The sequence below is a fragment of the Micromonospora chersina genome, from assembly GCF_900091475.1.
Classification (GTDB): Bacteria; Actinomycetota; Actinomycetes; order Mycobacteriales; family Micromonosporaceae; genus Micromonospora; species Micromonospora chersina.
This window is the reverse complement of record NZ_FMIB01000002.1, coordinates 3209919-3231463: the sequence shown is the minus strand read 5'-3', so window position 1 is coordinate 3231463 and position 21545 is coordinate 3209919. Positions and strand designations below refer to the sequence as shown.

21 protein-coding genes are annotated in these 21545 nt (G+C 74.4%); 13 read left to right on the top strand and 8 right to left on the bottom strand.

All coding sequences use genetic code 11. From position 1 onward, the window contains the following. Positions 1–18: 18 nt before the first annotated feature. From GA0070603_RS14755 to GA0070603_RS14745, 3 genes are all read right to left on the bottom strand, one after another. Positions 19–468: a MerR family transcriptional regulator gene (locus GA0070603_RS14755; protein ID WP_091313456.1), complete on the bottom strand. Its 450-nt coding sequence runs from the start codon at positions 466–468 to the stop codon at positions 19–21. Beyond that, positions 465–821 (bottom strand): hypothetical protein, encoded by a 357-nt coding sequence (locus GA0070603_RS14750; protein ID WP_091313454.1) that lies wholly within the window; start codon positions 819–821, stop codon positions 465–467. Before GA0070603_RS14750 ends, GA0070603_RS14755 begins: the two co-directional genes overlap by 4 nt. Before the next feature lie 72 nt (positions 822–893). Continuing rightward, the gene (locus GA0070603_RS14745) at positions 894–1664 is read right to left on the bottom strand and encodes an HAD-IC family P-type ATPase (protein WP_279627509.1); all 771 of its coding nucleotides are present in this window, start codon (positions 1662–1664) and stop codon (positions 894–896) included. Between GA0070603_RS14745 and GA0070603_RS32040 the strand changes: the two genes are divergently transcribed. Both GA0070603_RS32040 and GA0070603_RS14735 read left to right on the top strand, forming a co-directional pair. After that, positions 1554–1982, top strand: coding sequence for an ArsR/SmtB family transcription factor (locus tag GA0070603_RS32040; RefSeq protein ID WP_244282527.1), 429 nt, complete (start codon positions 1554–1556; stop codon positions 1980–1982). The two genes, GA0070603_RS14745 and GA0070603_RS32040, sit on opposite strands and share 111 nt — an antisense overlap. Beyond that, entirely contained in the window at positions 1979–2320 is a 342-nt protein-coding gene (locus tag GA0070603_RS14735; protein ID WP_091313447.1) for a VOC family protein, read from the top strand. Before GA0070603_RS32040 ends, GA0070603_RS14735 begins: the two co-directional genes overlap by 4 nt. 46 nt (positions 2321–2366) lie before the next feature. On the opposite strand, the gene GA0070603_RS14730 is transcribed toward GA0070603_RS14735, so the two are convergent. The 3 genes from GA0070603_RS14730 to GA0070603_RS14720 form a co-directional block, all read right to left on the bottom strand. Continuing rightward, on the bottom strand, positions 2367–3434 hold the full coding sequence (locus GA0070603_RS14730) for a glycerophosphodiester phosphodiesterase family protein (protein ID WP_091313444.1): 1068 nt from the start codon (positions 3432–3434) through the stop codon (positions 2367–2369). Positions 3435–3593: 159 nt separating this feature from the next. Further along, the gene (locus GA0070603_RS14725) at positions 3594–6029 is read right to left on the bottom strand and encodes a DUF4153 domain-containing protein (protein ID WP_091321962.1); all 2436 of its coding nucleotides are present in this window, start codon (positions 6027–6029) and stop codon (positions 3594–3596) included. 77 nt (positions 6030–6106) lie between these two features. Beyond that, on the bottom strand, positions 6107–7108 hold the full coding sequence (locus GA0070603_RS14720; protein ID WP_091321960.1) for a 2-hydroxyacid dehydrogenase: 1002 nt from the start codon (positions 7106–7108) through the stop codon (positions 6107–6109). Positions 7109–7221: 113 nt separating this feature from the next. Here GA0070603_RS14720 and GA0070603_RS14715 point away from each other — a divergent pair, with 113 nt between their 5' ends. Next, on the top strand, positions 7222–8124 hold the full coding sequence (locus GA0070603_RS14715) for a lytic polysaccharide monooxygenase auxiliary activity family 9 protein (protein WP_091313441.1): 903 nt from the start codon (positions 7222–7224) through the stop codon (positions 8122–8124). Positions 8125–8127: 3 nt separating this feature from the next. Here the strand turns inward: GA0070603_RS14715 and mgrA are convergent, their stop codons facing one another. Further along, positions 8128–9117: an L-glyceraldehyde 3-phosphate reductase gene (gene mgrA, locus GA0070603_RS14710; protein WP_091313438.1), complete on the bottom strand. Its 990-nt coding sequence runs from the start codon at positions 9115–9117 to the stop codon at positions 8128–8130. Positions 9118–9215: 98 nt separating this feature from the next. Here mgrA and GA0070603_RS14705 point away from each other — a divergent pair, with 98 nt between their 5' ends. The 9 genes from GA0070603_RS14705 to GA0070603_RS14665 all read left to right on the top strand — a co-directional run bounded on the left by GA0070603_RS14705 (position 9216) and on the right by GA0070603_RS14665 (position 19091). Further along, positions 9216–10184: an aldo/keto reductase gene (locus GA0070603_RS14705; protein ID WP_091313435.1), complete on the top strand. Its 969-nt coding sequence runs from the start codon at positions 9216–9218 to the stop codon at positions 10182–10184. Between the two features lie 5 nt (positions 10185–10189). Continuing rightward, positions 10190–10687, top strand: a complete 498-nt coding sequence (locus tag GA0070603_RS14700; RefSeq protein ID WP_091321958.1) for a hemerythrin domain-containing protein — start codon at positions 10190–10192, stop codon at positions 10685–10687. A gap of 57 nt (positions 10688–10744) precedes the next feature. Continuing rightward, complete coding sequence (locus GA0070603_RS14695; protein WP_091313432.1) at positions 10745–11995, top strand: sensor histidine kinase; 1251 nt, start codon at positions 10745–10747, stop codon at positions 11993–11995. Further along, positions 11992–12642 (top strand): response regulator, encoded by a 651-nt coding sequence (locus GA0070603_RS14690; RefSeq protein WP_091313429.1) that lies wholly within the window; start codon positions 11992–11994, stop codon positions 12640–12642. Before GA0070603_RS14695 ends, GA0070603_RS14690 begins: the two co-directional genes overlap by 4 nt. Positions 12643–12714: 72 nt before the next feature. Beyond that, a complete protein-coding gene (locus GA0070603_RS14685) occupies positions 12715–13809 on the top strand; it encodes a hypothetical protein (RefSeq protein ID WP_091313427.1) in 1095 nt (364 codons plus the stop codon). Between the two features lie 48 nt (positions 13810–13857). After that, positions 13858–15303 carry a magnesium chelatase ATPase subunit I gene (locus tag GA0070603_RS14680; protein ID WP_091313424.1) on the top strand — a complete coding sequence of 482 codons (1446 nt, stop codon included), beginning with the start codon at positions 13858–13860 and terminating at the stop codon, positions 15301–15303. 2 nt (positions 15304–15305) lie between these two features. Further along, a complete protein-coding gene (locus GA0070603_RS14675) occupies positions 15306–17258 on the top strand; it encodes a vWA domain-containing protein (protein WP_091313420.1) in 1953 nt (650 codons plus the stop codon). 622 nt (positions 17259–17880) lie between these two features. Then, positions 17881–18426, top strand: a complete 546-nt coding sequence (locus GA0070603_RS14670; protein ID WP_091313418.1) for a hypothetical protein — start codon at positions 17881–17883, stop codon at positions 18424–18426. A 188-nt stretch (positions 18427–18614) separates the two neighbouring features. Further along, the gene (locus tag GA0070603_RS14665; protein ID WP_091321956.1) at positions 18615–19091 is read left to right on the top strand and encodes a hypothetical protein; all 477 of its coding nucleotides are present in this window, start codon (positions 18615–18617) and stop codon (positions 19089–19091) included. A gap of 98 nt (positions 19092–19189) precedes the next feature. Here GA0070603_RS14665 and GA0070603_RS14660 read toward each other — a convergent pair whose 3' ends face one another. Further along, complete coding sequence (locus GA0070603_RS14660) at positions 19190–20194, bottom strand: GlxA family transcriptional regulator (protein WP_091313413.1); 1005 nt, start codon at positions 20192–20194, stop codon at positions 19190–19192. A gap of 52 nt (positions 20195–20246) precedes the next feature. On the opposite strand from GA0070603_RS14660, the gene GA0070603_RS14655 reads away from it, so the two are divergent. Continuing rightward, positions 20247–21542 (top strand): MFS transporter, encoded by a 1296-nt coding sequence (locus GA0070603_RS14655; RefSeq protein ID WP_091321954.1) that lies wholly within the window; start codon positions 20247–20249, stop codon positions 21540–21542. Positions 21543–21545: the final 3 nt, after the last annotated feature.

Below are 21545 nucleotides of genomic sequence, written 5' to 3'. Positions count from 1 at the left end.
AGCAGGCGCCGCAGCCGGTCAGCGGGTGTCGGCACGGTCGTTCCTCTCGGCGAGTTCGGCGAACGGCAGGGGGCAGCAGGAACTGTCGGCGCAGGCGACCAGGTCGTCGCAGCCGGCCGAGATGGCGGCGCGCAGCGTGTCGCGGATGACGGTGAGGTCAGCCAGCCTCTGCTCCACCTCGACGAGCTTCTCCCTGGCCCGTACCTGGAGACCGGTGTCGGACCGGCCGCGGTGCCGGTGCCGGCCGGCGTCGAGCAGGTCGGCGACCTCGTCGAGGGTGAAGCCGAGGCGCTGTGCTGTCTTGATGACCCGCAGGAGGGTGACGGTGTCGGCCGGGTAGAGCCGGTGGCCGCCGGGGGAGCGCGGCGGGGCGGTGAGCAGGCCCCGGCGCTCGTAGTAGCGGAGCGTCTGGAGGTTAACCCCGGCCGCGTCGGCGAGCTGGCCGCTGCGGAGTCCCGATCCGTTCATCGGGAGCCTTCCGCTGACGCGGCACGGTCGGCGAGGCCGTCGAGCACGTGGATGTGGGCCGCGGGCACCCGAACGTCAAGCGTCAGCGCGTCCGGGCCGGACCGGGAGACGGCGAAGGCGAAGAACGAGCAGCACGACGATTCCCGGGCGGTCAGGTCCCGCGCCGACTCCTCGACCCGCGCGTCTCCGGCGAGATGCAGCCGCAGATGCCGCGCGGACAACCGGTCGACGCCCCGGACCGCGTCGCGGAAGAACTGATCGAACTCCGCGAGCCGCAGCGGCCGTTCCGCCGTCGGCAGGGTGCACGCATCCGGCGCCCACGAGTCATCGGGTGCCACTTGTCCGTCGCTCATGTTCCGACGGTAAGCCTGTACCTGGGTATCGGATGCAAGCCCGTAGTGCCGGGGAACCGATGCCTGGCGCTCCTACGTGATCCTGCGCCAGGCGGATCGGCGGAGGAGTCGGAGCCCGTTGAGGCCGACGATGACCGTGGAGCCTTCGTGCCCGGCGACGCCCAGGGGGAGGGGCAGGTGGCCGATGAGATCCCAGGTCACCAGGACGACGATGAAGGTCCCGGCGATCAGGAGGTTGGCCTTCACCACGCGGCGGGCTCGCCGCGACAGGGCGATCACGGCGGGCAGGGTGCTGAGGTCGTCGCGGACGAGCACGGCGTCGGCGGTCTGCAGGGCGAGATCAGATCCCTGGCGGCCCATCGCCACGCCGAGGTCGGCGGCGGCGAGGGCGGGTGCGTCGTTGACGCCGTCGCCGACGAGGAGGACCCGCCTTCCCTGGCCCTGTAGGTCGCGCACCCGATCGACCTTGTCGGCGGGCAGGAGGCCCGCGTACGTGTCGGTGATGCCGGCTTCGGCCGCGAGATGTCGGGCCGCGCCGGGGTTGTCGCCGGTGAGCAGGACAGGTGTGGCGCCGGTGAGGGCGCTGAGCGATTCGACGGTGGCGGCCGACCGCGGGCGGATGTGGTCGGCGAGCGCCAGCACGCCCCCTGGCCTCCCGTCGATCGTCACCACGACGGCGGTCTGGCCGGCCGCCTGAACGTCGGTGACGGCGCGCCGGATCTCGGCGGCGTCGTGTTCGGGTCGTTCGCCGAGCGGGCCGGGTCGGCCGACGGCTACCCGCCTGCCCTCGACGAGGGCGGAGACGCCGCGCCCCGCATCAAGATCCTCTGGGCGCTGCTCCAGGGCGAGTCGTCGGTGGCCTGCCTCGCGGAACTGGTCGGAGCCAGCCCCACCGCCGTCAGTCAGCACCTCGCCAAACTGCGGCTCGCCGGCCTGGTCAAGGGGCGCCGGGAAGGCACCTTCGTGCACTACTCCGCGGCGGACAGCCACGTACGGGCCCTGCTCGCCGAAGCCCTCTTCCACGCCGACCACGCGGACAACCCGGACCCACACGACGACCAGCCGCACATGCACGAGCCGAGGCCGGCAGCCAGCCCCGTTGAGAGGCTTGTGCAGCGTCCGGCCCTCTACCGGGTGATCAGTGGCAGCATGCCCTCATGACCGTAGATCTGTTCGCGGGCCTGCCTGTCCGTGACCACCGCGCGGCGGCGGCCTGGTACGAGCGGCTCCTCGGCGCCCCGCCCTCGTTCCTGCCGAACGACACCGAGGCGGTGTGGGAGCTCGCCGAGCACCGGTACCTGTTCATCGAGGTGCGACCCGAGCACGCCGGGCACGCCATGCACACCGTCTTCGTCGACGACCTCGACGCCCGCCTCGCGCAGATCGCCGAGCGCGGCCTGACGCCGGCCGAGCGGGAAACGTACGACAACGGCGTCCGCAAGGCCATCTTCCGCGACCCGGACGGCAACGAGATCGGCTTCGGCGGCGGCCCGGCCTGACCCGGCCGGGGGCGTCCGTCCCGCGGGACGGACGCCCCCACGAAAATCAGCGCGGCTCGTACGCCTTGGGCAGGCGCATGCCCCGCTCGGCCATGAGCTGCCGGACCCGGTCCGGGTAGTTCGTGATGATCCCGTCGACGCCCAGGTCCATCAGGGCCGCCACGGTGGCCGGGTCGTCGCAGGTCCACGGCACGACCTTCAGGCCGCGGGCGTGCGCGTCGGCGATCATCCGCGGGTCCGGGTAGAAGCGGAAGGCCGGGTCGGCGACCGTGCCGTTCTGCGGGAAGCCGTAGTTGGGGGAGAGGGTCGTCACGCCGGGGATCGCGGCGGCCGCCCGGACGAAGTCGCCACCGAAGTCGTCCGCGTCCAGGCCGCCCAGCCAGGGCGAGGCGCCGGGCTTGCCGACCTGGAGGAAGTCGTAGTTGGTCAGCGCGACGAGCGGCCAGCGCGGCGCGAGCCGGTGCATCACCCGCAGCGCACCCCAGTCGAAGGACTGGATGGTGACCTGGTCCTCGATGCCCGAGGCGCGGATCTCCTCGAAGACCCGGCGGACGAACAGCTCGCGCGGGGCGGTCTGCTCGGGCGCGCCGGCCTCCACCTTCGTCTCGATGTTCAGGGTGATCTGGTGGGCGCGCCAGGTCCTCACCAGGTCCAGCACGTCGCGCAGCTCGGCCATCCGGACCCCGGCGACCTGCTCCTGCTCCGGGAAGCCGGGCAGCTGCTGGTAGCCGCAGTCCATGGTCTTGATCTGCGCCAGGGTCAGGTCCTTGATGTACTTCCCGACGTACGGGTACATCGGGTCGCCCGGGGTCACCGGGCCGGTGTCGCGGCACTTCTGCGCGCTGACCTGCCGGTCGTGCGTGACGACCACCTTTTCGTCCCGGGTGACCTGGGTGTCCAGCTCCAGCGTGGTGACGCCGAGACGCATGGCCTTGGCGAAACCGGCCAGGGTCTCCTCGGTGGTCAGCCCGATCCCGCCCCGGTGCGCCTGAAGGTCGAAGTGGGTCTTCTGCGGCAGCACGCCGGGGCCGGCGACGGGGGCCGCGTGGGCGGTCGTTGGCACGGCCAGCACCGCCCCGACGGCCAGCACCGTCATGAGCTGACGGACGGACATGGGAAAACCTCCGCTACCTCGGTTGACGTTCGCGCAGCCGAAGCTAGGTGCGGGGTCGGTGTCCGTCGTGGCCCTGACGTGAGGGAGCGGTGAACGTTCGCGGACGGGCAGGATGCGCCGCCGGCCGGGCCACGGCGTTCCGCGGCCCGGCCGGCGGCGTCACCGGGTACGGCGCGACTTGGGCAGGTCGAACTGGTCTGCCCGGCGGCAGTCCTTCGGGCCACCGATGGCGTCCGGCCCGACCCGGTCGAGGGCCTGGCGGGCCCGGTACCGGCCGAGGTTCCAGGCGTACCAGGGGTCGGAATCCTCAAGGTCGTCGGCGATCCAGCTCAGCGTGCACCGGCGGACCGGGTCGGGGAGTCCGGTCAGCGCGGGCGTGGCGTCGGCGGAGAGCGCCCGCAGGTACCACGCGTCGATCTTGCCGGTCTGCTCGTACCGGAGGATGTTGCGCTTCGCCGCGTAGTCCTCGGGGTTCAGCACGGCCAGGCCGAGCAGCATGGCCACGGCCAGCGCCACCGTGGTGCCCGGGATCCACCGGCCCTGCCACCGCACGCCCGCCGCAAGGATCATGAGGAAGACGGCGCCGAGCAGCAGCTCGAACGCCATCACGAAGATCCGCTCGCCGGTGAAGCTGTAGACCTTCTGGTACGTCCACATCCGGGACAGCGCCGACACGACGATCACCACGCTGAGCGCGCTGAGCAGGCCCAGCAGGACACGCAGCAGGTGTCGCTCGACCGGCCGCTCGCGGCTGGCCCAGCGGGTCACCCCGCCCAGCACCGCCAGGGTCAGCAGGGTGACGAATAGGAGCTGCCAGAAGCCGCTGCGGGCGTACTCGGAGTAGCTGAGGCCCGCGACCTTCTGCACGTGCCGCTGGCCGCCGAAGAGCACGGTGAACTGCACGATCACGAAGCCCACGAAGAGCAGCGTGAGCGCCCCGATGGCCGGCGCCCACTCCAGCACGCCGAGCCGGCGGCCGCTCGGCCGGTCCACGGTGGACAGGTCGGGCGGGGCGGCCAGGGTGTAGACCGCGGCGACCGCGATCAGCCCGCCGACCGCGGCCACGAAGATCCAGCGGAACACCGTGCCGATGTTGATCTCGGGGACGACGGCGGTCAGCACCTTCGAGAAGGCCGCGTCGGCCGAGGAGAGCAGGCTGCCGAAGACGAGCAGCACCAGCACTGTGGCGACCACCGAGCCGGTGACCTTGCGGACGGTCCCGGCCTCCGGGGAGGCGGTGACGTGCCGGCGCACCCAGGGCAGGCCGCGGAACGCCGCGAACGGCGTGGCGACCAGGCCGAACAGGATCGAGCGGACCAGCCGGCCGCCGACGATGGCCAGGGTGGCGCAGCCCAGGGCGCCGAGCACGCAGAACGTCACAAGCCACCAGGCGTTGCGGAAGGCCAGCACGGCCAGCAGGACCAGCGCCGCCGCGGCCCACCCGCCGCGGATCAGCCGCTCGGTGCGGGGCAGTTCGGCGGTACGCCGGCGCACCGCGACCAGCACGCCGAGGGTCAGCGTGAGCCAGCCCAGGAACCAGCCGATGCCGACCCGGCTCAGCGGCACGAAGAAGGCGGTGCCGAGCGCGCCGGCCAGCACCGCGAGCGGGACCGCGCGGCCGGTGGCCTGCTTCGGGCCCGGCCAGCGCGCGCCGAGGAACGAGGTCCGGGGCGTCCGCGGCCGGGGCGTCCAGCCAGGGCCGGGCGGGTAGCCGCCCCAGGGCTGCGCCCCGTGGACCCCGCCCGGATAGGGCGGCGCGGCAACCGGCGGGGCTGGGACGGCGACGGGCGGCCCCGCCGGCGTGCCGGTCGTCACCGCTCCGGCGGTCGGCGCCGCGGCCGTCGCCGGTCCGGCAGCCGTTGCTGGTCCGGTGGCCGGAACCGCGGCCGTCGCCGGTCCGGCAGCCGTTGCTGGTCCGGTGGCCGGAACCGCGGCCGTCGCCGGTCCGGCAGCCGTTGCTGGTCCGGTGGCCGGAACCGCGGCCGTCGCCGGTCCGGCAGCCCTCGCCGCTTCGGCGCTCGGCGGCGCGGTCGTTGCGGATCCCGCGGTCGTTGCGGATGCCGCGGTCGTCGCCGGTCCGGCGGTCGGAGTGGCGGCCTTCGCCGGGGCGGCGTCGGGTTGCGGGTCGGCCTTCGTGGCCGGTGCCGGCTGAGCCTCGGTATCGGACGGTCCGACGGAGGTGGAGGCCGCCGTGGCGGCGGCGTCGGTCGTGGTGCCGGTGCCGTCGTCACCGGAGGCCACGGCGCGGCTCGGGGCCGGGGTCTCGACGGCCGGCGGGGCGGCCTGGGTGGGCACGCCCGGCGCGGGGACCAGCACCCGCGGGGCGGCCGCCCCCGGGGCGGCGCCCGGCTCGGCCTCGGCCACCGGCACCAGCGGCACGAAGAGCGCGTAGCCGCGGGTGCCCGGCGGCACGACCACCGGGATGGCCCAGGCGGGCTGCCCCTCCGGGCCGGGCCACGGCATCGCGGGCGGCGCACCCGCCACGGCGGGCGCGACGAGCAGGTGCGGCGTGACGTCGGTGGGGACGTCGCCGGCCGCGGACCCGCCCGCCGGGGCGGGGCGGGGCGGTTCTGGCGTCTGTGGCGGCTCGGACACGGCACGCTCCTTGATCACGGGGTGCCGTCACTGTAGGGCCGCACCCCGCTCCGCCGCCGCCCCGCTGGTCCGTTCGGTCAGCAGACCCGGGCCGGCCCGGTGACCCCGTCGGGGCCGTGCCGTTCCACCGCGTCCAGGTTCGCGATCGTGGTGGCGGCGATGTTGTGCATGGCCTCCTGGGTGAAGAACGCCTGGTGGCCGGTGATCAGCACGTTGGGGAAGGTGCTCAGCCGGGAGAAGTCGTCGTCGCGCAGCATCTGGTCGGAGAGGTCCTCGAAGAAGAGTTCGGTCTCCTCCTCGTAGACGTCGAGCCCGAGGTGCCCGATCCGGCCGGTCTTCAGCCCGCGGATGACGGCCCGGGTGTCCACCAGCGCGCCCCGGCTCGTGTTGATCAGCATCACGCCGGGGCGCATCTGCGCGATGCGCTCCTCGTCGATCAGGTGGTGCGTCTCCGGGGTCAGCGGGCAGTGCAGCGTCACCACGTGCGACTCGGCCAGCAGGGTCTTCAACGGCACGTACTCGACGCCGACGGCGAGCGCCTCCGGGTTCGGGTACGGGTCGCTGGCCAGCACCCGGCAGCCGAAGCCGGCCATGATCCGGGCCACGCAGACACCGATCTTGCCGGTGCCGACCACCCCGACGGTCTTGCCGTGCAGGTCGAAGCCGAGCAGCCCGGTCAGCGCGAAGTTGTGCTCGCGTACGCGGTTGTGAGCGCGGTGGATCCGGCGGTTGAGCGTGAGCATCAGCCCGACGCAGTGCTCGGCCACCGCGTGCGGCGAGTATTCCGGGACCCGCACCACGGTGACGCCCAGCCGGGTGGCCGCCGCCACGTCCACGTGGTTGTAGCCGGCCGAGCGCAGCGCCACCAGGCGTACCCCGGACGCGGCGAGCCGGTCCAGCACGGGCTCGCCGAGGTCGTCGTTGACGAAGGCGCAGACCGCGTCGGCGCCGGCCGCCAGCGCCGCCGTCTCCACCGAGAGCCGGGGCTCCAGCAGGACCAGGTCGTGGCCGGCCGTCGCGTTCGCCTCGTCGAGGAAGTCCCGGTCGTACGGCTTGGTGCTGAAGACGGCGACCCGCATGCCGACCACGCTAGGGCCACCGCCCCCCTCGTGCCGAACGGCTCCCAGCACTCGGGCCGCCGATCGAACCTTTGCCGGCCCGCGCCCGTACCAGTGCCCGGGAGGTCGATGACATGGCCGTACGCCGCACGCTCGCCGCGCTCGCCGCCGTCGCCGCGACCCTGCTGCTCACCGGCGTGCCGGCGAGCGCCCACGGCGCCCCCACGAGCCCGTTGAGCCGGGCCGCGGCCTGCGGCCCGGAGGGTGGCCGGGCGGACACGCCGGCCTGCCGGGCGGCGATCGCCGCCGGGGCGGCCGTTCGGGAGTGGGACAACATCCGGGTGGCACAGATCGACGGGCGGGACCGGGAACGCATCCCCGACGGGGAACTGTGCAGCGGCGGGCTGTCGGCGTACCGGGGGTTGGACCTGCCGCGGACCGACTGGCCGGCCACCACGCTCACGGCCGGGGCCCGGCACACCTTCCGCTACCGCACCACGATCCCGCACAGGGGCACGTTCCGGTTCTACGCCACCACCGCCTCGTACGCCCCGACCCGCCGGCTCACCTGGGCGGACCTGGAGGAGAAGCCGTTCCTGACGGTCACCGACCCGCCGATCCGGGACGGCGCCTACCAGATGCCGGGTCGGCTGCCGGCCGGGCGCACCGGCCGGCACATCATCTACACCATCTGGCAGAACTCGAACACCCAGGACACCTACTACTCGTGCTCCGACGTGGTGTTCCGGGCGGCGTCCGGCGAGGCGGCGTCCGCGCCGCGGAGCACACCCGCGGCGGCCCCGCGTACCGTGCCGAGGGCCGCGACCGGCGGCGGCGACCCGGCGGCCGGGGTGCCGGTGGCGGCCGTGACGGACACGGACGGCGTCCCCCGGCCGGTGGTGGTCGGCGCGGCGGCCGGGGTCACCGTGCTGCTCGCGGCGGTGGTGGCGCTGCGGCTGCGGCGGGCCGGCAGCGTGCCGGCGGGCCGGCCGTGCGGGGTCCGTAACCACCGCGCCGGCCGGCGCCGGATCTGGTAGTCCTCAGCCCAGGTGGCGGTCGATCTCGGCCAGTTCGTCGACGCCGAGGTCGAGGTTGTCCAGCGCGGCGACGTTCCCCTCCAGCTGGGCCACGCTGCTCGCCCCGATGATGAGGCTGGTCATCCGGGGGTCGCGCAGCGCCCAGGCCAGCGCGAGCTGGGCCAGGCTCTGTCCGCGCCGCTCGGCGACCGCGGCGAGCCCGCGGATGGTGGCCATCTTCTCCTCGCTGAGGTCGCTCTCGTTGAGGAAGACGCTGGTCCGGACCCGGGAGTCGGCCGGGATGCCGGCCAGGTAGCGGTCGGTGAGCAGGCCCTGCGCCAGCGGGCTGTAGGCGATGCAGCCGGCGCCGGCCTGCTCCAGCGTGTCGAGCAGCCCGTCGGCCTCGGTCCAGCGGTTGAGCATCGAGTACGACGGCTGGTTGATCAGCAGCGGCGTGCCCAGCTCGCGGAGGATCTCGGCGGCCCGGGCGGTCTGCTCCGAGTTGTAGTTGGAGACGCCCACGTAGAGCGCCTTGCCGGAGCGGACGACCGCGTCCAGCGCGCCCATCGTCTCCTCCAGCGGGGTGTCCGGGTCGAACCGGTGCGAGTAGAAGATGTCGACGTAGTCGAGCCCCATCCGGCGCAGCGACTGGTCCAGCGAGGAGATCAGGTACTTGCGCGAGCCCCACTCGCCGTACGGGCCGGGCCACATGAGGTAGCCGGCCTTGCTGGAGATGACCAGCTCGTCCCGGTACGGCTTCAGGTCGGTGGCGAGCATCCGGCCGAAGTTCTCCTCGGCCGTGCCGGGCGGCGGGCCGTAGTTGTTGGCCAGGTCGAAGTGGGTGATCCCGAGGTCGAAGGCGCGCCGGACGATGTCCCGCTGCCGCTCGTACGGCCGGTCCGGCCCGAAGTTGTGCCACAGCCCGAGCGAGATGGCGGGCAGGCGCAGGCCGCTCCGGCCGCTGCGCCGGTAGATCATCGAGTCGTAACGGTCTTCGCTGGCGAGGTAGGTCACCCGTCCGACCCTAGTCCCGGCCCGGCGCCCAGGTCGGGCCGGAGGTGGGGCCGCCGGAACCGGCGTGCGCTTCCCTTCGCTTGGGTAGCTTCGAGTCCATGCGCTACGTCCCGCTCGACACCCCCAAGCCCATCTCCAAGATCGGCCTCGGCACGTGGCAGTTCGGCTCGCGCGAGTGGGGCTACGGCCCCGACTACGAACAGCGGGCGGCGCAGATCGTCCGGCGCGCGCTCGACCTGGGCGTCACGCTCTTCGACACCGCCGAGATCTACGGCTTCGGCCGCAGCGAGCGCATCCTCGGCGCGGCGCTTGGCGGCGACCGGGCCAAGGTCGTCGTGGCCAGCAAGATCTTCCCGGTGCTGCCGCTCGCCCCGGTGGTGCAGCAGCGGGCGGTCGCCTCGGCCGCCCGGCTCGGCGTCGCCGGCATCGACCTCTACCAGGTGCACCAGCCCAACCCGGTGGTCGCCGACACCACCACCATGCGCGGCATGCGCGCGCTCCAGGACGTCGGGCTCGTCGGCGAGGTCGGGGTCAGCAACTACGGACTGCGCCGCTGGCGGTTCGCCGAGGCCGCGCTGGGCCGCCGGGTGCTGAGCAACCAGGTCCGCTACAGCATGGTCGACCGCGGCCCCGAGAAGGACCTCATCCCGTACGCGGAGCAGGCCGGGCGGATCGTCATCGCGTACAGCCCGCTGGGGCAGGGCTTCCTCTCCGGCCGGTACGACGCGCGGAACCCGCCGGCCGGGGCGGTGCGCCGGGCCAACCCGTACTTCCTGCCGGAGAACCTGGAACGGGGCACCGAGCTGATCGCCACCCTGCGCGAGGTGGCCGACGCGCACGACGCCACGCCCAGCCAGATCGCCCTGGCGTACCTGCTCCGCCACCCCAACGTGGTCGCCATCCCCGGCGCGTCCGGGGTGGAGCAGGTGGAGCGCAACGCCGCCGCCGCCGAGATCGACCTGGCCGACGACGAGCACGCCGCACTGGTCACCGCCGCCCACGCGTTCCGCCCGGTCACCGGGCTGGCCGCCGTACCCAAGCTGATCCGCGCCCGCACCCGGAAGTGACCACCATGGACGACATCACCGCACTGATCCTCGACGACCACGCCGCCTTCCGCCGCGGGTTCGCCCGCCTGGACGACGCCCGCGACCCGGCCGAGCTGCTGGCCGTCTGGGAGGCGCTCGCCCTGCACCTCGACATCCACGCGGAGGCCGAGGAGGCCATCCTCTACCCGCACCTGGTCCGGCACGGCGACGACGGCGCGGAGGAGACCGAGGACGCCATCGGCGACCACAACAAGATCCGCGACGCCGTCGCCGAGTCGAAGCTGCACGAGGTCGGCTCGGACGCCTGGTGGGCCGCGGTGTGGCGGGCCCGCCGGGAGAACAGCGAGCACCTGGCCGAGGAGGAGGACGAGGCGCTGCCGGACTTCCGCCGGCACGCGAGCGTCGAGCTGCGGGCCGAGCTGGGGCAACGGTGGCTGACCTTCTACGGCGAGCACAAGAACGGGCGCGACCTGCCCTTCCGCGACAAGGACCCGGAGAAGTACGTCCAGGACCACCGCTGACCCGATCTCCCCGTCACGGGGGAGTCGGCGGACGTACCCGGGCGGGAGAATGGCCGGGTGACGGTCCGGGGTGTGCTGGCGCCGCTGGTGCGCGGGAGCACCTGGCGGCGTGCCGTGTTCCTGCTCCTCGGCGGGGTGCTCGCCCTGCCGTACGCGCTGCTCGCGGCGACGTTCGCGCAACTGCTCGGCAACGACGACGTGCCCCGCCCGATCGGCGCCGGCCTGCTGCTGGTCGCCGTGGTGCTCGCCGCCGTGCCGGTGTTCCTCGCCGGCAGCCGGGCGCTGGAGATCGCCGCGGCCCGGGCGCTGCTCGCTGTCGACCTGCCCGAGCCCGCGCCGGGCCACCGGATCGACCGGGAGACCCGGCTGCGCGCCGCGCTCTGGATCGCCCTGCACCTGTTCACCGGCGGCCTGGTGCTGTTCGCGGCGATCAGCGCGTTCCCCATGGCGCTGGTCTTCCTCGCCGGGCTGGTCGGCGTCGACACCGGCGCCGCGCCCGAGGACGGCTTCGGCCCGTTCGGCCCGGGTCACCCGGTCGCGGCGGGACTGGCCGGGCTGGCCCTGCTCGTCGCGCTCGGATACGCGGTCGCGGGGCTGGGCGCGCTCGCCGCCTCGATGGCCCCGGTGCTGCTCGGGCCGGCGCAGGCCGAGCGGATCGCCGCCCTGGAGGCCCGGTCCGCCCGGCTGGCCGAGCGCAACCGGCTGGCCCGCGAGCTGCACGACTCGGTGGGCCACGCGCTCACGGTGGCGACCCTCCAGGCCGGGGCCGCCCGCGAGCTGCTCGACACCGACCCGGAGTTCAGCCGGCGGGCGCTGCGCGCCATCGAGGAGACCAGCCGCCGCGCCATGGACGACCTGGACCACGTGCTCGGGCTGCTCCGCGAGACCGAGGACGGGCGAGCGCCCAGACCCACCGCGCCGCAGGCCACCCTCGACGGGCTGGACCGGCTGGTCGCCGACACCCGGGCCGCCGGCCTGGTGGTGGAGCCCCGGGTCAGCGGGGCGCTGGCCGGCCTGCCCGCCGTCGTGTCCCGGGAGGGCTACCGGATCGTCCAGGAGGGGCTCACCAACGCGGCCCGGCACGGGCGGGGGCCGGTGGAGCTGCGGGTGGCCGTACCCGATGGTCGTCTGGAGATCGAGCTGGTCAACGGGCTGCGCGGCGCCACGGGGCCGGGTGGCGGCGGGCGCGGCCTCGACGGCATGCGGGAGCGGGTGCTGCTGCTCGGCGGGCAGCTCACCGCCGGGCCGGAGGGTGACCGCTGGCGGGTACGGGTCACCCTGCCGGCGCCGAGGGAGGAGACCCGATGACCATCGACGTGCTGATCGTCGACGACGACGAGCTGATCCGGGTCGGCCTGCGGGCGATCGTGGACGCCCAGCCCGACCTGCGGGTCGTCGGCGAGGCCGCGGACGGTGCCGAGGTGCCGCCGCTGGTGGCCCGGCTGCGCCCACGCGTGGTGCTCATGGACGTCCGGATGCCGGCCATCGACGGCATCCAGGCCACCCGGCGGCTGCTGGCCACCTCCGCCGACCCGCCCCGCGTCCTGGTCGTCACCACGTTCGCCAACGACGAGTACGTCTACGAGGCGCTGCGCGCCGGAGCCAGCGGGTTCCTGCTCAAGCGGGCCCGCCCGGCCGAGGTGGTGGAGGCGATCCGCGTGGTGGCGGCCGGCGAGTCGCTGCTGTTCCCGGCGGCGATCCGCCAGCTCGTCGGCGCGTACGGCGGCCGGGGCTCCGACGGGCTGCGCGCGGCCCGGCTCACCGAGCGGGAGGCCGAGGTGCTGCGGCTGATGGCCGCCGGGCTGTCCAACCCGGAGATCGCCGACCGGCTGGTGGTCGGCGTGGAGACGGTCAAGACGCACGTCGGCAACGTGCTGGCCAAGCTCGGCGTACGCGACCGGACCCAGGCGGTGATCGCCGCGTACGAGTCGGGTTTCGTGGTGCCGACCGGCTGACCCCTCGCGCGGGGGAGACGGTCCACCCCCGCGCGGGAGGGATCAGGGACCCGGCCGGCCGAGGCTGAGGTCATGACGACGACAACCGATTCCCCACCCCGTCCGGCCGGCCGGACCCGGCTCGACCTGGCCGCCCCGCTCGCCGCCGCCTGGCTCGGCGCCTGGGGCGTCCTCGCCCTGATCTCGACACTGACCGGCGCCGGCTACCCCTTCGGCGCCAACGACCCGCACGGCGGCAACGTCAGCCTCCTCCGGCTGGTCCCGGTCGACGCCGGAGCACCGATCTTCGCCGGGGTGCTGCTGCTCGCGGCGGTCGCGGCCCTCGCCATGAGCGGCCCGGCGAGGGTACGCCGCCCCGGCCTGCCCCGCGCGCTGCTGCTCGGCTACGGCTGGGCGGTCGCCTTCGCGCTGACCGTTGTCGTCCCGGACGCCCGGGTGCTGATCGTGCTCGGCTACCTCCCGATGCTGATCATCGGCGCGCCGTTCGGCTGGCCGCCCGTCGACTACGGGCAGATCTTCGACTGGCCGCTGGCCGCCCGGTGCGCCGCACTCGTCGGCGGCGTCCTGCTGGCCGGGGCACTGGTGCTCTGGCAGCGGCGGACCGCCGGCGCCTGCCCGGCCTGCGGGCGGGACGACCACGAGCACGGCTGGACCACGCCGGCCTCGGCCGCTCGCTGGGGGCGCTGGGCCGCGTACACGGCCGCCGTGATCCCGTTCGCCTACGCGCTCACCCGGTTCGCCTGGGCGGCCGGCATCCCGCTCGGCATCTCCCGGGACTTCCTCGGCGAGATGCGGGAGACCGGGCTCGTCTGGGCCGGGGCCGGGCTGGGCGCGTTCGCCACCATCGGGGCGATCCTCACCCTCGGGCTGGTCCGCCCCTGGGGCGAGCGCTTCCCCCGGTGGCTGCCGGGGCTGGCCGGCCGGCGGGTGCCGATCAAGCTGGCGGTCGTCCCCGCGACGCTTGTCGCGGTGTCGGTGACGGCGGCCACCCTCGGGCTGCTCACGAAGCCGGAGTTCTGGCAGATCGGGCACGAGTTCAGCCTGGCCTCCGCGCCGATGCTGCTGTGGCCCCTCTGGGGCGTCGCGCTCGGGGCGGCCACCCTGGCGTACCACCTGCGGCGGCGGGGCGCCTGCGCGCGGTGCCGGCGGCCCGTTCCCCGTCCGTGACGATCCGGCCGCCCGGAAGGCGGCGCGCGGTCACCCGACCGAGATAGCGTGGGTCGGGTGACTGCGCCCAACCAGGTTCCCCCGGTCCCGCCCGCCGACCTGCCCGGCACGCTCGGCGAGCTGCGGGCCTCCGGCCATCACCACCGCACGGTCAAGCAGGAACTCCGCGACAACCTCCTCGCCCGGATGCGCGCCGGCGAGGAGCGCTTCCCCGGCATCGTCGGCTACGAGGACACGGTGCTGCCGGAGGTCGAGCGGGCCCTGCTCGCCGGCCACGACATGGTGCTGCTCGGCGAGCGCGGCCAGGGCAAGACCCGGCTCATCCGCTCGCTCGGCGCGCTGCTCGACGAGTGGACCCCGGTGATCCCCGGATCGGTGCTCAACGAGCACCCCATGCACCCGCTCACCCCGGCGTCCCGCGCCCTGGTCGCCGAGCGCGGCGACGACCTGCCGATCGGCTGGCTGCACCGCTCGATGCGGTACGGCGAGAAGCTCGCCACCCCGGACACCAGCGTCGGCGACCTCATCGGCGACGTCGACCCGATCCGGCTCGCCCAGGGGCGTACCCTCGGCGACCCCGAGACCATCCACTTCGGACTCGTGCCCCGCACCAACCGGGGCGTCTTCGCCGTCAACGAGCTGCCCGACCTGGCCGAACGCATCCAGGTGGCGCTGCTCAACGTGCTGGAGGAGCGGGACATCCAGGTCCGCGGCTACCAGCTCCGGCTGCCGCTGGACCTGCTCCTGGTGGCCAGCGCGAACCCGGAGGACTACACCAACCGGGGCCGGATCATCACCCCGTTGAAGGACCGCTTCGGCGCCGAGATCCGCACCCACTACCCGCTCGACCTGGACCTGGAGCTGGAGCTGATCCGGCAGGAGGCCGACCTGGTCGCCACCGTCCCCGAGCACGTGCTGGAGGTGCTCGCCCGGTTCGCCCGCGCCGTCCGGGAGTCGCCGTCGGTGGACCCGCGCTCCGGCGTCTCCGCCCGGTTCGCCATCGCCGCCGCGGAGACCGTCGCCGCCGCCGCGCTGCGCCGCGCCGGCCTGCTCGCCACCGCCGCCCACGAGGCCCCGGTCGCCCGGGTCGGCGACGCCGTCTCGGTGACCTCCACCCTGCGCGGCAAGGTCGAGTTCGAGAGCGGTGAGGAGGGGAGGGAGATCGAGGTCCTCGGCCACCTGCTGCGCACCGCCACCGCCGAGACGTTCCGGGCCCGGCTGGCCGGGCTGGACCTCTCCGGGTTCACCGCGCTGGTCGCCGAGGGCGGCGAGATCGAGACCGGCGAGCTGGTCTCCTCGGCCGAACTGCTGCGCCAGGTCGGCACCGTCCCCGGGCTCGCCAAGGTGCTCGACCGGCTCGGCCTCGGCGACGCGCCCACCCCCGAGGAGGCCGCCGCCGGCATCGAGTTCGTCCTGGAAGGGCTGCACCTCACCCGCCGGCTGGGCAAGGACGTCACCGAGTCCGGGCGCACCGTCTACGGCGGCCGGGGCTGACGGTGGCCGGCAACCGGTTCCGGTACGGGCAGTGGCGCGGCGGGCCCGACCCGCTCGCCCCGCCGTACGACGTACGTGCCGCCGTGGACGCGGTCGGCGCGGAGGTCCTCGCCGGCGGCAGCCTGCGGGAGGCGCTGCGCGACCTGCTGCGACGTGGCCCGCAGGGGCGCGGCGGCCTGGACGACCTGGCCGCCCGGGCCCGCCGGCTGCGCCGCGAGGCGCTGCGCCGGGGCGACCTGGACGGCGCCGTGACCCGCGCGCAGGCGCTGCTCGACCAGGCCCTCGCCGCCGAGCGGGAGGAGCTGCGCGGGCGGGACGGCGACGACGCGCGCTTCGCCGAGGCGGTGCTGGACAACCTGCCCCGCTCGACCGCCCGGGCCGTCGAGGAGCTGTCCGGTTACGACTGGGCCAGCGACGAGGCGCGGCAGACCTACCAGCGGATCCTCGACGGGCTGCGCGGCGACGTGCTGGAACAGCGCTTCGCCGGGCTGCGCGACGCGGCGCGGGCCGCCGCCGACCCGGCCGCACAGCGGCAGCTCGCCGAGATGATGCGCGACCTCAACGACCTGCTCGCCCGGCACGCCCGCTCCGAGGACACCACCGACGCGTTCGCCGAGTTCATGCGCCGGCATGGCGAGTTCTTCCCGGAGCAACCGAAGGACGTCGACGAGCTGATCGACGCGCTGGCCCGCCGGGCGGCGGCCGGCGAGCGGCTCATGCGGTCGCTGTCCGACCGGCAACGCGAGGAACTGGCCGGGCTCATGCGCCAGTCCCTCGGCGAACAGCTGGCCGGGGAACTGTCCCAGCTCGACGCCCACCTGCGGTCGCTGCGCCCCGACCTGAACTGGCAGCGCGGCGAGCGGGTCCGGGGCGACCAGCCGCTCGGCTACGGCGAGGCCACCGGCGCGCTCGGCGAGATCGCCGAGCTGGACGAGCTGCTCGACTCCCTCGACCAGGACCACCCCGGCGCCACCCTCGACGACATCGACGTCGAGGCGGTGGCCCGCACGCTGGGCCGGGACGCCGCCGACGACGCGCGCCGGCTGCGCGAGCTGGAACGCGAGCTGCGCCGGCAGGGCTGGGTGACCCGGGACGCCGAAGGGCTGACGCTCAGCCCGAAGGCGCTCCGCCGGCTCGCCGGCACCGCCCTGCGCCGGGTCTTCGCCGACCTGACCGCCGGCCCGCGCGGCCAGCACGACCTGCGCTCCGCGGGCGCGGCCGGCGAGGTGAGCGGCGCCTCCCGGCAGTGGGAGTACGGCGACGAGCAACCCCTCGACGTGGTCCGCACCCTCACCCGCGCCGTACGCCGCGCCGGCCCCGGTGTGCCCGTGCAGCTCGCGGTCGAGGACTTCGAGGTGATGGAGACCGAGCGGCGGGCCTCGGCGGCCGTGGCGCTCTGCGTCGACCTGTCGTACTCGATGATCTCGCAGGGCCGCTGGGGCCCGATGAAGCAGACGGCGCTGGCCCTGTCGCACCTCATGGCGACCCGCTTCCCGCAGGACGCTCTCCAGATCATCGGATTCGGCCGGGAGGCCATGCCGCTGACCCAGCAGGAACTGGCCGCCGTGGAGCCGGACATGGAGCAGGGCACCAACCTCCAGCACGCGCTGCGGCTGGCCGGGCGGCACCTGCGCCGGCACCCCGGCGCCGAGCCGGTCGTGCTGGTCGTCACCGACGGCGAGCCCACCGCCCACCTCGACCCGACCGACGGCGAGGCGTACTTCCACTGGCCGCCGCTGCCGGAAACCATCGAGGCGACCATCCGCGAGGTGGACAAGCTGACCCGGTACGGCGCCACGCTCAACCTGTTCATGCTCGGCGACGACCCGGGGCTGCGGCGGTTCGTGGACGCGGTGGCCCGCCGCTCCAAGGGCCGGATGTTCACGCCGGACCTCGACGACCTCGGCGAGTACGTCGTCTCCGACTACCTCCGCGCCCGCCACGGCCGCCACTGACCCGGGTTCCGCCGCTCCGGCCGCGCCTTTGCTCTGCAGCCTTCGCGCAACAGGGGAGATTTCCGAGTGTTGCTTCCGTGGCTGCAGAGCAAAGGCGGCGAGCCAAGTGGGCCGGGCGCCGGCGGGGGTGTCAAGACCGATAACCCCCAAAGGGGTACGCGGAGCGCCGGCCCCACCGGGCTTCGCCCGGCTACCGGCGCCCGAGCCCGCTCGGACCGGGATCGAATGTTCGCTTTCGTGCGGGCCCCGACCCGCTGGGTGGAACGCCACGGGTGTCTTGGCCGCCCGGATACACCCGTGGCGTTCCACTGACCGGGGTGTCCTGCGCCGGATGTCCGTTTTCGGGGTGGTCGGCGGCACGCTCGGGGCGGAATGGCGGGCGGGTGGGGGTGGTTGTATCCCCGTGAACGATCGAGGAGGATGGCCCGCCGACGCGGGTGTCCCGGGCCCGGAATGATGGCGGGCCGCCGGTCGTTGTACATGGTCCCGGCGCGACGAAGAGGCCCCGCCCCGCACGCCGGATGATCCCCCAAGACTTTCCCCTTTGAGCGCCTGACGGTGCTTGCGCACACGCCGACCCCCATCGGCGTGGTGCGCCAACCCCCGAATGGAGCTTTCCCCCATGAACACGATGCTGCGTAAGAGCGTGCTCGGTATTGCTGGTCTGGCCTTCACCGGTGGTGTGTTCGCCGGTCCGATCGCCGCCCACGCCGCGGAGCCGGTGAGCGCCACCAAGCCGGTGGCCGTGTCGGTGCAGGGTGCGCAGTCGAAGATCGACCTGAACGGCGAGCAGACCGCCAACGCCAAGGCGATCATCGCCGCGACGAAGAAGGCCGGTCTGCCGGAGCGGGCGGCGGTCATCTCGATCGCCACGTCGCTGCAGGAGTCGAAGCTGGAGAACCTGGGTCACCTCGGCGACCGCAACGACCATGACTCGCTGGGCCTGTTCCAGCAGCGCCCGTCCTCGGGTTGGGGCACGCCGGAGCAGATCACCGACCCGGAGTACTCCACCCTCGCCTTCCTGAAGGGTCTGAAGCAGGTTGACGGGTGGCAGGACATGCCGCTGACCGAGGCCGCCCAGACCGTGCAGGTGTCGGCCTACCCGGATGCGTACGCGCAGTGGGAGCAGCAGGCCGCCGACATCGTCGCCCACAACTGGAACAGCTGACACACGCACGAAGGCCGGCACCCCGAGCGGGTGCCGGCCTTCGGCGTCCTCGGATCTTGGCAAGTTGCTGTTTGCAGTGCACGGAAACTCACCAAGATCGGAGGGGGCGGAGCCCCGTCCGGGTGAAGGGGGCGGGGTAACCGCGGTGCGGTTGCCGGGGGCGGGGGTTGGATTCGGGCATGGACGAGGTGGACGCCGCGGCGCTGCGGCGGGCGTACGAGTCGGTGCTCGCGGAGGTGGACGCGGGCGGCTTCGGGCCGCCCCCGGACGGGGAGTTGAGCGCCGAGCAGATCGTGGCGCACCTCGCCGCCAACGACGAGTTGATGAGCGAGGCGACCGAGGCGGTGCTGGTCGGGTCGCCGTTCGCCTACTACGACCTGGAGACCATCCACCGGCCGCAGCTCGACGCCCTGGCGTCCGAGTGCGGCGGGCTGGACGGCCTGTCCGCGCTGCTCCGGGCCACCAGCCAGAAGCTCTGCGCCCTCGCCGAGCGGCTCGGCCCAGCTGCCGAGACCCCTGTCGACACCGTGCTGCGCGAGGGCTTCGACCTGGACGTGGACGAGTCCCTGCCCTGGGGCCGCGCCCTCGACCTGCACACCCGCGTCCACCTCCCCATGCACCTGGCCCAACTCCGCGCCCTCCGCCGCCAACCTCACCTCGCCTGACAGCAGCCACCACCGAGCCGCCACCGCGTCGAGCCCGCCACCGCGCCGAGCCGCGCCACCGCTCCAGCCACCACCGAGCCGCGACAGCGCCCGCGCGGTCAGGGGCGGGACGACGCCACCGGGTCAGGCGTTCGGCGGAAGGAGCGGCGGTAGGCGGTGGGGGCCACCCCGACCCGGGAGTGGAAGTGCTGCCGCAGGGCCGCGGTGGTGCCGAAGCCGGCGTGCCGGGCGATCTGGTCGACGGTCAGGTCGGTGGTCTCCAGCAGCAGCCGGGCGTGCTCGGTGCGTTGCTGGAGCAGCCACTGCGCCGGGCTGAGCCCGGTCTCGGAGCGGAAGTGCCGGGTGAAGGTGCGGACGCTCATCCGCGCGTGCGCGGCCAGCTCGCGCAGGGCGACCGGTTCCTGCAGCCGCTGCCGGGCCCATTCGCGGGTGGCCGCGGTGCCGGTCTCGGCCGTCCGGGGCACCGGGCGCTCGATGTACTGGGACTGGCCGCCCTCCCGCCACGGTGGCACCACGCAGCGCCGGGCCGACCGGTTGGCCACCGCGCTGCCGTGGTCGGTGCGGATGACGTGGAGGCAGAGGTCGATGCCGGCGGCCACCCCGGCGGAGGTGAGCACGTCGCCGCCGTCGACGAAGAGCACGTCCGGGTCGAGGTCCACGTGCGGGTGGAAGCGGCGGAACCGGTCGGCGTACGCCCAGTGGGTGGTGGCCCGGCGGCCGTCGAGCAGGCCGGCGGCGGCCAGCACGAACGCGCCCGTGCAGATCGACATGATCCGCGCGCCACGGTCGTGGGCGGCGCGCAGCGCTGCCGCCACCGAAGCGTCAAGCGTGCCGTCGGTCAGCGGGGGGCCGTCGTGGATGCCGGGGACGATCACCGTGTCGGCGGAGTCCAGCAGCTCCAAGCCGTGATCGGGAACCACCTGGAAGCCGGCAGTGCTGCGGATGGGCCGGCCGCCGGGGGTGCAGACCTCGACGCGGTAGAGGGGCGTCAGGTCGCCGGTGCGGGCGGTGCCGAAGACCTGGGCCGGGGTGCCGAGGTCGAGGCCCACCACGTCGTCGAGGGCGAGGACGGCAATACGGTGCATGGCCCGATTATTGCGCATGATGGCTTTCCGGCCACTCGTCGTGCCGGCCGGCCCCGCCCAGACTCGGAGCGTGACCCGACACCGTCTGCATCCGGCCTGGCTCGTGGCCGGCGTCTCGTTCGTCGCCCTGGTCGGCGCCGCCGGCTTCCGCGCCACCCCCGGGGTGCTGCTGCACCCCCTGCACGCCGAGTTCGGCTGGCCGCTGGCGACCATCTCCGCCGCCGTCTCGGTAAACCTCATGCTCTACGGGCTCACCGCCCCGTTCGCCGCCGCGCTGATGGACCGGTTCGGCATCCGCCGGGTGGTCGCCGGCGCGCTCGTGCTGGTGGCGCTGGGCAGCGCGCTGACCGTGGGGATGACGGCGAGCTGGCAGTTGATCCTCTGCTGGGGCGTGCTGGTCGGGCTGGGCACCGGCTCGATGGCGCTGGCCTTCGTGGCGACGGTCACCGGGCGCTGGTTCGTCAAGCGCCGGGGCCTGGTCACCGGCGTGCTGACCGCGGGCGGGGCCGCCGGCCAACTGGTCTTCCTCCCGCTGGTCGCCGTGCTGGTGCGCGACCACGGCTGGCGGGTGGCGGCGCTCGTGGTGGCCGGGGCCGCGCTGGCGGTCGTACCCCTTGTGGTGTGGCTGCTCCGCGAGCACCCGGCGGATCTCGACCTGCCCGCCTACGGCGCGACCGAGGTGGCGCCCCCGGCGGCACCGGCCGGCGGGGCGGCGGCCCGGGCGGTCGGCGCGCTCGCCGCCGCCGCGCGGACCCGGCCGTTCTGGCTGCTCGCCGGCGGCTTCGCGATCTGCGGCGCCACCACCAACGGCCTCGTGGGCACCCACTTCGTGCCGGCCGCGCACGACCACGGCATGGCGGAGACCACGGCGGCGGGGCTGCTCGCCCTGGTCGGCCTCTTCGACATCGTCGGCACTGTCGCCTCCGGCTGGCTCACCGACCGGGTGGACAGCCGGCTGCTGCTCGGCGCCTACTACGCGCTGCGCGGCGCGTCGCTGCTGGTGCTGCCGAGCCTGTTCGCGGGTTCCGCGCGGCCGAGCATGCTGGTCTTCATCGTCTTCTACGGCCTGGACTGGGTGGCCACCGTGCCGCCCACCGTGGCGCTGTGCCGGGAGTGGTTCGGCGCGTCCGGGGCGGTGGTCTTCGGCTGGGTGTTCGCCGCCCACCAGGTCGGCGCGGCACTCGCCGCGACCGGGGCCGGCCTGGTCCGCGACCGGCTCGGCGACTACGCGGCGGCCTGGTACGTGGCCGGTGCCCTGTCGATCGGCGCGGCCGGGCTCTCGCTGCTGCTGCGTCGCCGGGGCGACGAGCCGGCGTTCGCCCTGCCGGTCGCGGTCGGCCGGCGGGCCTGGAGCTACCGGGGCTGACCG